Annotated in this window: 10 protein-coding genes and 1 rRNA gene; 9 read left to right on the forward strand and 2 right to left on the reverse strand. The window is 44.2% G+C overall.

The window, feature by feature from the left end:
- Positions 1-41: 41 nt before the first annotated feature.
- Entirely contained in the window at positions 42-1679 is a 1638-nt protein-coding gene (locus ACFI6L_RS19745; RefSeq protein ID WP_014947750.1) for a M28 family metallopeptidase, read from the reverse strand.
- A gap of 188 nt (positions 1680-1867) precedes the next feature.
- On the opposite strand from ACFI6L_RS19745, the gene ACFI6L_RS19750 reads away from it, so the two are divergent.
- The 9 genes from ACFI6L_RS19750 (at position 1868) to ACFI6L_RS19790 (ending at position 12530) form a co-directional block, all read left to right on the forward strand.
- Positions 1868-2203, forward strand: a complete 336-nt coding sequence (locus ACFI6L_RS19750; protein WP_061438894.1) for a DUF1820 family protein — start codon at positions 1868-1870, stop codon at positions 2201-2203.
- A gap of 38 nt (positions 2204-2241) precedes the next feature.
- Complete coding sequence (locus tag ACFI6L_RS19755) at positions 2242-3993, forward strand: DUF885 domain-containing protein (protein ID WP_075177679.1); 1752 nt, start codon at positions 2242-2244, stop codon at positions 3991-3993.
- Positions 3994-3995: 2 nt separating this feature from the next.
- The gene (locus ACFI6L_RS19760) at positions 3996-4505 is read left to right on the forward strand and encodes a hypothetical protein (RefSeq protein WP_462574652.1); all 510 of its coding nucleotides are present in this window, start codon (positions 3996-3998) and stop codon (positions 4503-4505) included.
- Between the two features lie 247 nt (positions 4506-4752).
- Positions 4753-5505, forward strand: a complete 753-nt coding sequence (locus ACFI6L_RS19765) for a recombinase RecA (RefSeq protein ID WP_462574653.1) — start codon at positions 4753-4755, stop codon at positions 5503-5505.
- Positions 5505-6992, forward strand: a complete 1488-nt coding sequence (locus ACFI6L_RS19770; RefSeq protein ID WP_462574654.1) for a Y-family DNA polymerase — start codon at positions 5505-5507, stop codon at positions 6990-6992. Before ACFI6L_RS19765 ends, ACFI6L_RS19770 begins: the two co-directional genes overlap by 1 nt.
- Before the next feature lie 36 nt (positions 6993-7028).
- Positions 7029-10118 (forward strand): error-prone DNA polymerase, encoded by a 3090-nt coding sequence (locus tag ACFI6L_RS19775; RefSeq protein WP_462574655.1) that lies wholly within the window; start codon positions 7029-7031, stop codon positions 10116-10118.
- A gap of 142 nt (positions 10119-10260) precedes the next feature.
- On the forward strand, positions 10261-11052 hold the full coding sequence (locus tag ACFI6L_RS19780; RefSeq protein ID WP_462574656.1) for a hypothetical protein: 792 nt from the start codon (positions 10261-10263) through the stop codon (positions 11050-11052).
- Positions 11033-11863: a substrate-binding domain-containing protein gene (locus tag ACFI6L_RS19785; protein ID WP_239260036.1), complete on the forward strand. Its 831-nt coding sequence runs from the start codon at positions 11033-11035 to the stop codon at positions 11861-11863. Before ACFI6L_RS19780 ends, ACFI6L_RS19785 begins: the two co-directional genes overlap by 20 nt.
- A 136-nt stretch (positions 11864-11999) precedes the next feature.
- A complete protein-coding gene (locus ACFI6L_RS19790) occupies positions 12000-12530 on the forward strand; it encodes an acyloxyacyl hydrolase (RefSeq protein ID WP_462574658.1) in 531 nt (176 codons plus the stop codon).
- Positions 12531-12686: 156 nt separating this feature from the next.
- Here the strand turns inward: ACFI6L_RS19790 and rrf are convergent.
- Positions 12687-12802 (reverse strand): 5S ribosomal RNA (rrf, locus tag ACFI6L_RS19795).
- Between the last annotated feature and the right edge of the window lie 132 nt (positions 12803-12934).

Genomic DNA, 12934 nt, shown 5'->3' on the forward strand with positions numbered 1-12934 from the left:
AGCATAAAAATGCTGCTTTTTAATGTTTAATAAATATGGACTTACTTGCTAAACGTGTTTCCAAAGAAATCGCCGTCGTTCCACTTAGGCTTGTTCTTTTGGTTTGCTAGTGTCCAACCAATTTGCGCGTTAACCTTGGTGAAAGTCTCTGCCGCATTCCAGTTGAATGGCTGGTTAATGTCGTCGCTAGGCTTATGGTAGTGCGTAGATAAGAACTGACCAAACACCTTGCTGCCATCTACGTTAGGATCTTTAGACTTCAGACCCGGCACCATAAACACTGAAGGCACACCTTGCTTTACAAACGCATAGTGATCTGAGCGAGTGAATAACGCTTGCTCAGGCCATGGGTCAGGGCTTAGTTCAATGTTGGCATTCGCCGCCGCTTTTTCCACTGACTCTTGCAAATCACTGTGGTTCGCGCCAAACGCAATAACGTCTGCAAACTCGTAAGTCAAAATTGGCATATCTAGATTTACGTTCGCCACCATTGAAGTAACCGGTACAGTTGGATTACGAGCAAAATAGTCTGCACCTAGCAGGCCCTTCTCTTCACCCGTTACCGATACGAACAGAATTGAGCGCTTTGGCTTTTCTTCCATTTCGCTAAACAGGCGTGCAGTTTCTAACATCACTGACGTACCAGACGCATTGTCCATGGCACCATTGTTAATGTTGTCTTTCTTTACGGTCTTGGCAAAACCAATATGGTCAGAGTGAGCAGAGAAAACCACATACTCGTTTTTAAGCTCTGGGTCAGAACCTTCAAGTACACCCACAACATTTGGGCTAGTGATGGTGTCGTGTACGCTCGTCTTACTGATATCAACCACACCGTTTAACGCAAAGCCTTGCGGTACTTTGTCGGCTTCAAGCTGTGCATAAACGTCATCAAGGCTCTTTTCTGCGCCTTCAAATAACTTACGCGCAGCGCCTTCACTCATGTAAGCGCCACCTTTAAGCTGAGAAAAGCTGTTTGCAGGCTGACCACTGTCGTCTAACCATGCCATACGCGGCGTATGGATGTAGTTCAAACGGCTTTGATAAGGGCGTACCTTTTCATTTTTAGGCGTTGTGATAGTGATCATGCCAATAGCGCCATTGTCTACCGCATACTTTTGCTTTTGATAGCCAGACGCAAAGTGAGCGCCCTCTTCTGATGGAAAGTCGCTTGGCTTACCAGCAAGCGCTACAACAACCTTACCTTTTACATCTAAGTCTTTGTAATCGTTGTGAGATAGCTCATCAGCCACAATGCCGTAGCCCACAAAGACCATTTCACCTTTTACATTAGCCTCAGTGCTAAGCAAGCTCGGGCTAGCTAGATATTCTTTCGGGTAGTCAAAATCGACGGTTTCGCCGTTTTGCGTGAAAGTAAACTTGGGAGACTCTTGAACCAGATTCGCTTTGCGAAACGCTACGTTTTGCATGTAGCCGTCTGTACCCGCTGGCTTCAAACCATATTTAGCAAATTCGGTCGCAATATATAGCGCCGCAATTTCATGGCCACGAGAGCCCGTGTCACGACCTTCAAGCAAATCATCTGCTAGGAAAAACAGGTGCGATTTGATTCGCTGTGTATCAGGGTTAAAAGCATTGTCTGTCGATGCGTGGTTATGGGCAGTAGCAGCAAAGGTCATTGCTGTCATTGCACTACCTATAAGGAGTTTTTTTATCATTCTAATTTCACCATATAACTAAGTGTGCATCATGGTAACGCAGTTAATAGGCGGAATACCATTAAACTGCTTACGTTTACCATGTGTTTCCTACCGTTGCTCGCATTTTATGAGCAAGGTAAAATTGCCAGTCGCATGCCGGCTCAGCTTCCGGGTGTTTTTATTTTTTTTAGTGAAGAGCAGCATCTATGTCAAAAGACGACATTCTTTACCGCGTTCAGTTCATCAGCAACGGTGAGCGCTATGAGTTATACGTAAAAAGCCTTATGCAGGGCGCTTTGTTTGGCTTTATCGAGATAGGTGACTTTGTGTGGGATACTCACACAAGTGTTGTTGTAGACCCTAGTCATGAAAGGTTGAAAACCGAATTTTCTGAAGTAACAAAAACTTATGTACCGATGCACAACATTTTGCGCATTGACGCCGTAAATAAAAAAGGTTCAGCCAAAATTACTAAATTAGAAAATAAATCTGATAAAGTAACTGCTTTCCCTAGTCCAATATATACACCAACGAAAGAGTAACCGCCGGGTCATTCCGGTGAAGGTTGCCGGAGACCCTTATGTATCGCTATGTTTTAGCAGCATTATTATTTATTTGCAGCGTTAGCTCATCTGCAAAGGACCTTAACGATGAAAGCTTGTATCAACTACTTGATGACATTTGGCAATACGAGCTTTCGGTTTCCCCGCTTCTAGCTTCTCGCGAAGGCGATACTTCACTCGCTCACGTATTACCAGACAACTCTCCCAAAGCCCTGAAAGCACAAAATGAACAATGGCGTACTTTTCAAAAGGCCTTAAGTCAGTATAAAAAAGAAGACATCTCTACTGATGCTTATATTGCCTTGCTGATGCAACAATATCGTTTAGCTAACTATGTGGACGAATATACGTATCGCGCGCATTTAGTGCCTATCAATTCAGAATATGGCTTCCACGGTGCAATGGCCTCGCTTCCTAATTTATCCACCTTTAAGCGCGTAGAAGATTATCAGGCCTACATTAGCCGCCTAAATGCGCTGAAACCTTATTTTGACCAACAAATTGCGTACATGAAACAGGCTCTAAAAGAAGGCTACACGCAACCTAAAGTCGTGCTGAAAGGGTTTGAGAACTCGGTGGCGTCATACATTGTTGAAAATGCCGAGGACAGTGGCTTTTATTCTCCATTTACCCGTTTTCCAGAGTACTTTACTGCCGAGCAAAAATCAGCGCTAACGGAGCAAGGCAAGGCTGCCATAACCAGCAGCGTATTGCCTGCGTATCAAATGTTCTACGACTTCATGGTAGATGAATACATTCCCAACGCCCGTGAAGATATTGCCGCGAATAACTGGCCTGATGGCGTGGCGTATTACGCCAATAGAGCCAAGCATTACACCACCACGGATATGACGCCTCAGGAAATCCATGATTTAGGGTTGTCTGAAGTAAAACGCATTCGCGCGCAAATGCAGCAAATTGTGGATGAGCTTGGCTTTGATGGCGACATTAACGACTTCATTGCGTTTTTACGCGAAGACCCGCAATTCTATGCCACCAGCGCTGAAGATTTACTAAAAGAGGCGTCGTTCATTGCAAAGAAAATGGACGCAAAGCTTCCTTCGCTCTTTGAGTATCTGCCAAGAACGCCTTACGGTGTAGCGCCTGTACCAGACGCTATCGCGCCCAAATATACAACGGGCCGTTACATTCATCCTAGCCGCGATGATCAGCCAGGATATTACTGGGTAAACACGTATGCCCTCGATAAGCGCCCTTTGTATGCATTGCCTGCACTGACCTTGCACGAAGCAGTGCCTGGCCACCATCTTCAAATATCGTTGGCAGCAGAGCTTGAAGACTTACCTATGGTACGTCGTAACACCTATATTTCAGCGTTTGGTGAAGGCTGGGGTCTGTACTCTGAGTTTTTAGGTATTGAAGCAGGTATTTACGAAACGCCGTACGACAACTTCGGTCGCTTAAGCTACGAAATGTGGCGTGCGTGTCGCTTGGTTGTGGATACCGGTATGCACACGATGGGCTGGAGTCGTCAACAAGCGGTTGATTATATGATGGAAAACACCGCGCTTTCAGAACACAACGTAAATACTGAAATAGACCGCTATATCTCTTGGCCAGCGCAAGCCTTGTCTTACAAGATTGGTGAAATCAAAATTAAAGGCCTTCGCAAGAAGGCAGAGAAAGCATTAGGCGAGCGTTTTGATGTGCGTAAATTCCACCGCGCCGTGTTAGAAAACGGCTCAGTTCCACTGTTTATCTTGGAGCAAAACATCAATACGTTTATAGAAGAACAAAAGGCACAATAAACATGATCGTTGCATTTGGTGTTATTGTATTACTTATCCTGTTTTTAATTTACTTTGTGCTGCGAGCGCAGAATTTACAGAAAGAGCTGGCGCTATTGCGTCACTCGAATAAACAGACCAAGAACAAGGTTACGTATGCTTATCGCAACCTTGTTCTTGTTACAGATGCGTTGGAGAAAAATCTTACTGCGCGTATTGAAAGCGCCTATAAAAGCCGCCTTATCGACCAAACTCAATACAATGCGCTGCACCCGCTTATGCGCAACTTTTCGACTATCGTCATGGCCTGTTGTGAGAAAGGGATGTCATTTGAGGAGTCACTGAATAAGGTGCTGCTTAATGAAGAAGTGACGCTTGAGGAAATTCGTGAGGTGGTGAAAGCACTCCCTAGCAACGTGCGTATGGTGTGGTCAAAAAATACGGCCGACGGCTTCATTGCTTTTTGCCAAACCGTTACAGCAACAGTAAGTGGCACGACTGCAAAGGCTCAAAAAGAACCATCTGAAGAGTAACATTTTACTCTACGTCCCTCGTTAACGCCTATACAGCGCTAACTGTATGGCAGGGTCGTCTGCTTTGCTATGTAGTAAGGCCTGCGACCCTAGCCATGTTCCCACTCTTTTAAAAGTTTAATCTTTTTACCTTTCCAAACTAATCAGTAAGTTAGCGCTTAAAACGACAAGTCAAAAACCTTTTGTCTTGAAAAGGGTTATTGCTGCACTATAATACTGTATAAAAATACAGTTTATTTTGAGTGCCATGAATAAATCGTTATCCGTGCTTAATAACCACCCGCATATTTGGCGGGCCAGAGATCAGAGACAAGGTGAAACCAAGTTTTCACTGGGTTTTCCGCGTCTGGATAAAGCACTTAACGGTGGCGTTACATCTACAGGTCTTGTCCGTATCTCTTCGTTAACCGGCATGGGTGAACTTTCACTCTTTAAACAGGTTATATGCCAACACCGTACGCATAAGCTGGTGGTATTTATTAACCCTCCCGGGCTACTACAGTCGCCGTGGTTAGAAAACTTGGGGCTTAAAGCGCAACAAGTGCTGGTAGTAAAACCAAGTTCTGAACAAGAGTCTTTGTGGGCAGCAGAGCAATGTTTAAAAAGTACGGCTTGCCATTGCGTAGTGCTGTGGAGTAATGCTGTAAATCAAAAAGAAGCGCGACGCCTGCAGGTAGCGGCAACGCATAATGATGCGCTGTGCTTGCTGTATACTCCACCGCAACAGCAGGCCTCACAGTTAGGTTACCCAAAGGCTAACATGGGGAGCGATTCACAAGCCAACCTGTCGAATGAAAGCGACAGTGCATTACCCATTACGTTGGATATTGCGCTAAAAGGTAAACCCCACGCTTTGGCGGTGAACATACGCAAGCAGCGTCATGGGTGGCCCAAAGATAACATTGTTATTTCCCATCGGTGGACCCCCGACAATCACGCCATTAAATGGGCCATGGCACACAACACGCTTTCCGATCAGGCATTACACTCTGTGAGCTAATGATGCTGTGGGCTTATATTTACTGCTATCAACTAACTTTAGACAGCCATATCAAAGCGGCTAGAAGTAAGCGTGCACATAGCCAGTTGTCGAAGCACGAAACTAACAACCAGTATTCAGCGTTAGCGTCGAATACTCCCGTTGCTGTGTACTGCAGTAAAACAAACAAAATTACGCAGTGTAATGATATTGCGAAAAAAGAAGGCATTGAAATTGGGCATGGGCTAGCCCAAGCGGCGGCGCTATGCCCTTACGTACATATTCTGCCTTTCAGTGAAGAAGCCGAAAAGCATATGCTGACGCAGTTAGCCCATCGGCTTTACCCCCTGGCTTCTGACATCGTCTTAGACAACCACATTCACTCGAATAGTGTCAGCGGTCTGGCAGTAAGGCTAGATAACCTAACTCATTACTATGGCGGCCATACGCCACTGTGGAAAACCTTAACTCAAGCTCTGGCTGAAGCAGATATTCGTTATCATTTTGCTAGCGCATGGACAATTGAGGCCGCAAAAGTATTAGCGCTTCATAAATTTAATACCTACTTACATACATCCGATGACATAAAAAAAGCGCTAAGTGCATGCCCGCTTTCTATTACGGCTCTATCTCCCAAAGTCATTGACTCATTGGCAAGGGTGGGCGTTTCCTGCGTACAACAGCTACTGGCCATGCCGGTACAAGAACTGGGTCGGCGCTTTGACAATAACACTATTATGTATCTTACTGCGTTAAGGGGAGAAACCTTTCCACGCGTTACGTTATTTAGGCCTTTGGAGCACTTCGATAACTTTATCCTATTGCCTTTTGATATTGAAAACACGCAGCACCTAACCCCTTTTGTCACCCAGCAGTTTGAGCATTTGTCTCACTATTTACGGGCAAGAAACTTATATACATCCAGCATCAGTGTACATATTCATTTCAGAGAAGCACCTGTAATGGATATTAATATACGTTCGGCACTGCCTCAGTCCTCAGTACAAAGTTGGCTGCCGTTGTTTAGTCTTAAAACTGAGAATCTGGTGTTGCCTGAGCCAGCTACAGCCATTGCGCTTACCTGTCAGCAATTTGAAGAAATGGATACGCAGAATGGCGACTTTTTTAGCGACAGATTTAACGATATTGCACAAAAGCAATTAATTGGGCGCTTAAACGCGAAGCTAGGCGATAACAGTACGTTTCAACCTCGCGCTGCCGACAGCCATCAGTTTGAATATATGACGGTGACGGAGTCGAGCACCGGTAACTGCACCCGTAATTATGCTTATAGCAGTGACATTACGCCCACCTTCACTTTTGATGTACCTAAACCGCTTATTCAGGCTACCCAAATTTGCTTTGGCCCCGTGCGATTACATAGCGAGTGGTGGCATGACAGCCCAACAAAGCGTGATTATTTCATCGCCCAAACTGAGCAATCCGTAAGGCTTTTAGTGTTTAAAGATGAAGAGAGCCGCTGGTGGGTGCAGGGCCTTTTTTGCTAGCGGTATGCGGTTAAAGAAAAAGGTAAAGGCAATATCATGAAATACAGTGAGCTCTTTTGCCAAAGCAATTATAGTTTTCTTTGCGGTGCCTCTTCCCCCGCAGAGCTTGTTACCACGGCTTCTTTCCTTGGTTACGACGCACTTGCCATTACCGATGAATGCTCAGTAGCGGGAGTGGTACGGGCTTTCGACGAAATTAAGCATCAGGGCCTACCGATTACGCTTATTGTGGGTAGTTACTTTGTATTTGATGACACTTTATCTTTTGTGCTGTTGTGCCCGAACAAAGCGGCCTATAGCGAACTATGCCGAATTATTACTAACGCGAGGCGTCGCTCTGATAAAGGTGAATACCAACTAGCTGAGTGGGACTTGCGTACCATTCGCCATTGCAAATTCATTTGGCTACCAAGCGGCAAAGAAGCTAAAGACAAGCATTGGGCTGAATGGCTGCAAAAACACCCTAGTATTGATGCCTATATTGGCGCTCAGCGCCTATTAGACGGAAGGGATCACCACAGGTTTGCGCATTACAATCATCTGCAGTCTGCCTATCCTTTTCCTGTTATTGCCTGTACAGGTGTACTCATGCATCACGCTGACAGACTGCCGCTTCAACATGTATTGCATGCTACTAACGTGCATACCAGTGTAGACAAAATAGGTCGGGATGCGTTGAGTAATGCAGAGCGTAGTCTGCGAACCGTACAAAAAATTAAGAAGCTTTACCCTGAGAAATGGATTGCCAATACCAATGCCCTTGCTCACGCTTTCACATTTTCTTTAGAAGAGCTGCGCTACCACTACCCTGCGGAACTTGTACCTGAAGGGTATACACCCACATCGTATTTACGGGAACGTGTAGAGGCCGGTATAAAAGTGCGCTTTCCTGAAGGTATAACCCCTGATATTCGCCAAACCATAGAAAAAGAACTTACGCTTATTGCCGAGCAAGAGTATGAGTATTTCTTTTTAACCATTTACGACATTGTTCAGTTTGCCAAGCGACAACGCATTTTGTACCAAGGGCGCGGCTCTGCGGCCAACTCGGTAGTGTGCTATTGCTTGGAAATAACCGCAGTAGACCCAAGGCAAATAAGTGTGCTGTTCGAGCGCTTTATTTCCAAAGAGCGTAACGAACCGCCAGATATTGATGTGGATTTTGAGCATCAACGCCGTGAAGAGGTCATCCAATACATTTATCAAAAGTACGGCCGGGAAAGAACCGCTATCGCGGCTACGGTTATTTGCTATCGCTTCAAGTCAGCGTTTAAAGATGTGGGCAAGGCGCTGGGCTTTAGCGAATCACAGCTTGATTTTGTGGTAAAGCAGATTAATCGCCGAGACAGCGTTATTCCGTGGAAATCCCAGCTGGCAGGGCTTGGGCTAAACCCTGAAGAGCCTAGGGTGCAGCAGTTAATTACCCTTACCGAAGCTTTACTGGGCACGCCCCGACATTTGTCGCAACATGTAGGCGGTTTTGTTATTAGCGCAGGGCCGCTCTACGATCTTGTTCCTGTTGAGAACGCCGCGATGGAAGAGCGTACTATTATTCAGTGGGATAAGGACGACATTGAAACCTTAGGCCTATTAAAAGTCGATGTGCTGGCACTTGGGATGTTAAGCGCTATACGTCGCGCATTCTCTCTTATCAATAAACAATATCCTGTTGAAACCAGTATTCCGTTCATTACTAAGCTTGGAGATGACAAACAAGTTTTCGATATGATTTGTCGGGCCGATACGGTAGGCGTTTTTCAAATAGAATCACGGGCTCAGATGTCTATGCTGCCAAGGCTCAAACCTCGTCGCTATTACGACTTGGTTGTACAAATAGCCATTGTACGGCCAGGTCCGATTCAGGGTGATATGGTCCACCCTTATTTGATACGCCGACACGGTAACGAAACCATTAGCTACCCATCTAAAGATGTGGAGAAAGTTCTGTCTCGAACCATGGGCGTGCCTATCTTCCAAGAGCAAGTGATTCAGCTTGCCATGGTTGCAGCTGGCTTCAGTGGCGGAGAAGCCGATCAACTGCGTCGCGCCATGGCGAGTTGGAAAAAAGACGGTAGAATTTTTGAATTCAGAGACAAGCTCATTAAGGGGATGACGGATAAAGGCTATGACAGTACGTTCGCCCACAACTTATTTGAACAAATAAAAGGCTTTGCAGGTTACGGCTTTCCTGAATCGCACTCAGCATCTTTTGCCGTATTAGCTTATGTGTCTTGCTGGTTGAAGTTTTACTTTCCTGTTGAGTTCTACGTAGCGCTGTTAAATAGCTGGCCCATGGGGTTTTATTCTCCGTCTCAGTTAGTTCAAGATGCTAAGCGTCACAACATACGGGTAGAAGCGCCCTGTGTTAACCAATCTGTCGTTGAGCATTCTCTGGTGGTACAAGGCCAAAAAAAACACATTCAGCTTGGTCTTAAGCTTATTAAAGGCTTAAGTGAAGCATCGTCTCAGCTTATCGTGGAAAACCGTTCAGACAAAAGCTACACCAATGTTGAACAATTACAGCAGCTATCGCTTAAAAGTCACGAACTAGAGGCACTGGCCAGCGCCGATGCCCTTCGCACTATTTCAGGCAATCGATATGAAACTCGCTGGCGAATTATGGATACTCAAACGCGTTTACCACTGTTTGATACTGACGATTTTTATGCAGATAAAAATGCCACACCGCTGGGTGCTGCACCGACCGAGGCAGAAAACTTACTTGAAGACTATGCCTCAACCGGCTTATCAGTAAATAACCACCCTATTTCTTTACTCAAGAAGCAGCATAAGCTTAAAGACATAAGCTGGTCCAATTCACTTAAAGACAAGACCAATAAATCTGTTGTAAAAGTGCTTGGCGCAGTAACAGGTCGTCAAGCACCAGGCACTGCCGCAGGTGTTACCTTTCTGACTTTGGAAGATGATATAGGCAATATGAACGTTGTGGTGTGGCAAGCTACCGCTCGTGCTCAGCAACAAACATTCTTAAAAGCTAAACTGCTACAGGTAAATGGTATTATTGAACACTCCAAAGAGGGAGTTATTCATATCATCGCAGGTAAGCTTATTGATCGGACGCCGTGGCTCGAAAAGCTGTCATTAAGTTCAAGAGATTTTCACTGAATATTTTACACCCGCAAAACGATAAATTATGGTGTATAGATACGCGATTTATTTTTGTATTAAAAAACTTCCTCTCAAGGAAATGCTTCAAAGATAATTTATTTGTATATTGTAAATTGCTGTAGTCATTTTGGAGTGTAGAATGATGCGATGTATTGGGCTTTTCATTGGCTGTTTGTTTAGCCTTAATATTTATGCAGATAAATATGTGATTGGCGCACAAAACTTAGCTTATTTCCCCCATTACGATTTTGCATCATCAACAGATAAAGGGGTTGCCTGGTCAATTTTAGAAGCGTTTTCTGAAGCTTCGGGACACGAGTTTGTGTATTTAAGCTTGCCTATAAGACGGCTTCAACTCGAGTTAGTTAAAGGTAATGTTGACTTTGTATACCCTGATAATAGAGGCTGGTATAACAGCATTACCACTTCAAATGACAAGTACTTTTCCCTCCCATTAACCAGCGCAGTAACGGGGACAATTGTAAAACGACAGAACGCTGGGAAAGGCATCGAAAAGATAAAAAACCTCGCTATGCCGTTAGGCTTCACACCGGTAAATTGGCAAGAAAGAATAGACACTCAACGAACCCAAATAACTTGGGTTACGGATATTCAACAAGGCTTGGCGCTTTTGTACCAAGAACGTGTAGACGGGTTAGATTTAGAGTATTTCGTTAGCCAGCGATCTGCTCCTCTATCATATGAGCAAGACGCATTTACTTTAGATTTGACACTTCCACATAATGAAATTCCTTTTTCCCTATCTACGCTTTATCATCAAGACATTATTAATGAACTTAATAAGTTCATATCCTCAAATCCAGAATTAATTGATAGTATAAAAACAAAATACGGAATAACCCCTTTCGAGCAGTTGTCTCAGAAGCTTTTGATAGAACAAGGATTGAAAATTGAAGAGGTTTGGAAATAGTATTCGTCGCTTTGTGCAAATGGTTGTACTACCAGTTGCATGCACACTTTCAAGCCCTTTTGTTTCAGCCGACACCTATATCGTAGGCGCTCAAAATATTGAATATTATCCGTATTACAACTTCTCATCGGATTATGAAAAGGGGTTGGGTTGGGCTATTCTTGAAGCATTCTCAAAGCAAAGCGGACATCGCTTTGTATACTTGAGCATGCCAGTTAAACGCCTTCAAATAGAGTTAAAGAAAGGCAATGTAGACTTTGTCTTTCCCGACAACTCTAGATGGTACGATCAAATAACCCACGGCCTTAAAAAGGTTTACTCTAAGCCGCTAACTGAAACGTTCGCAGTCACTTTGGTTAAAAGTGAAAACGTAGGCAAGGGAATGAACCATATCTCTAGAATTGCGACACCAGACGGATTTTCCCCTGTAAAGTGGGAACAGCAAATTAAGAACGGTACCGTTAAGGTAACAGGCGTAAACAGTATTTATGATGGGCTTAATCTTCTACAGAGCGATAACGTAGATGCTTTAGATGTGGAATATAATGCCGCTAAAAACGTTGCTCGTCGCTTTCCGCAAATGGGACCATTTGCCGCTGATTTAACCCTGCCACACAACGTTGTCTCATTTTCGCTATCAACCTTAAAACACCCCGAGATCATTGCCGAGCTCAATACATTCATACTTTCAGAATCTGAAAGCATAAATAAAATTAAAGCGAAGTATGGTATTGAAGATACAAAGCAACTGATCGAGCGTCTGATGGAAGAGCAACATGTAAGTGCAGATACACGCTGGACACCTTTGTAAAAACTTCAACAGTGTCAGTAAATTACACTACTCGCGTGGAATAGTTCGGCATTTAGTTTTTATTATCTCTTTGAAATTAAAATAATTTTCAATTGGAAAAAATTTTGCTTGTTGATTATCAGATCAAGGAGCAATTATGAAACAGGCATCACTACTTCTATTTTCTTTTTTCATTATTTTCACCGCAAGTAGCGTACACGCGAAACAAACCGTGAGTGTAGATTATATGCACGGCTTTGACGATATCGATGGTATGCGCTTCGCGTACAGACCAATTGAACAAACGCTTACTACTGATTGGTTTGGCGACCTAAAGCTATACTGGGAAGTGAGTGCCGTAGTGTGGGAGTATGGTGAAAACGATACACATAGTACAAGCTACGGCGCGTCATTAACTCCTGTATTTATGAAACAGGTTTCAACGCTCTATGACAAATATCCCGTATATATAGAAGCGGGGATAGGAGCGAGTTACATAGGTAATCAGAAAGTCGCTGGTAAAGATATTGGATCTAACTATCAGTTCGAAGACAGATTAGGTGTTTTTGTAGAGATCGATAAGAAACAACATGTCGCACTGCGCTATATGCACTTTTCAAACGGCGGCTTCAACAATGACAACCCCGGATTAGACTTCCTAAACCTATCCTACGCCTACCACTTTTAAAGAAATGGGGTCAGAGTACATTTTCATTCCGCAATCATTGGGTCAAGGGCTGTTTTGATTTCGAGGAGAATTGGAAGTATTAATGTACTCTGACCCCAATTTTCTGTTTCTTCCAAACGCAAAAAACCCGCCGTTAGGCGGGTTCTTCTTAATGGGACCTGGCAGTGTCCTACTCTCACATGGGGAAACCCCACACTACCATCGGCGCTAACACGTTTCACTTCTGAGTTCGGAATGGAGTCAGGTGGTACCGTATCGCTATGGCTGCCAGGAAAAACTGGTTTGCAGTAGCGTTTACTGCGTAAAGCTGATGCTTTATCAACTTTACTAAATTCTGTGAGCTCGCATACATAAAATGCTATAGCTTCTATATAAAGCAAAAAACCCGCCGTTAGTCGGGTTCT

This window comes from Alteromonas sp. G4i35 (assembly GCF_054960375.1).

Coding starts and splice junctions, on each gene's coding strand:
- ACFI6L_RS19745 (WP_014947750.1), bottom strand. CDS start 1,679: ATGATAAAAAAACTCCTTATAGGTAGTGCAATGACAGCAATGACCTTT.
- ACFI6L_RS19750 (WP_061438894.1), top strand. CDS start 1,868: ATGTCAAAAGACGACATTCTTTACCGCGTTCAGTTCATCAGCAACGGT.
- ACFI6L_RS19755 (WP_075177679.1), top strand. CDS start 2,242: ATGTATCGCTATGTTTTAGCAGCATTATTATTTATTTGCAGCGTTAGC.
- ACFI6L_RS19760 (WP_462574652.1), top strand. CDS start 3,996: ATGATCGTTGCATTTGGTGTTATTGTATTACTTATCCTGTTTTTAATT.
- ACFI6L_RS19765 (WP_462574653.1), top strand. CDS start 4,753: ATGAATAAATCGTTATCCGTGCTTAATAACCACCCGCATATTTGGCGG.
- ACFI6L_RS19770 (WP_462574654.1), top strand. CDS start 5,505: ATGATGCTGTGGGCTTATATTTACTGCTATCAACTAACTTTAGACAGC.
- ACFI6L_RS19775 (WP_462574655.1), top strand. CDS start 7,029: ATGAAATACAGTGAGCTCTTTTGCCAAAGCAATTATAGTTTTCTTTGC.
- ACFI6L_RS19780 (WP_462574656.1), top strand. CDS start 10,261: ATGATGCGATGTATTGGGCTTTTCATTGGCTGTTTGTTTAGCCTTAAT.
- ACFI6L_RS19790 (WP_462574658.1), top strand. CDS start 12,000: ATGAAACAGGCATCACTACTTCTATTTTCTTTTTTCATTATTTTCACC.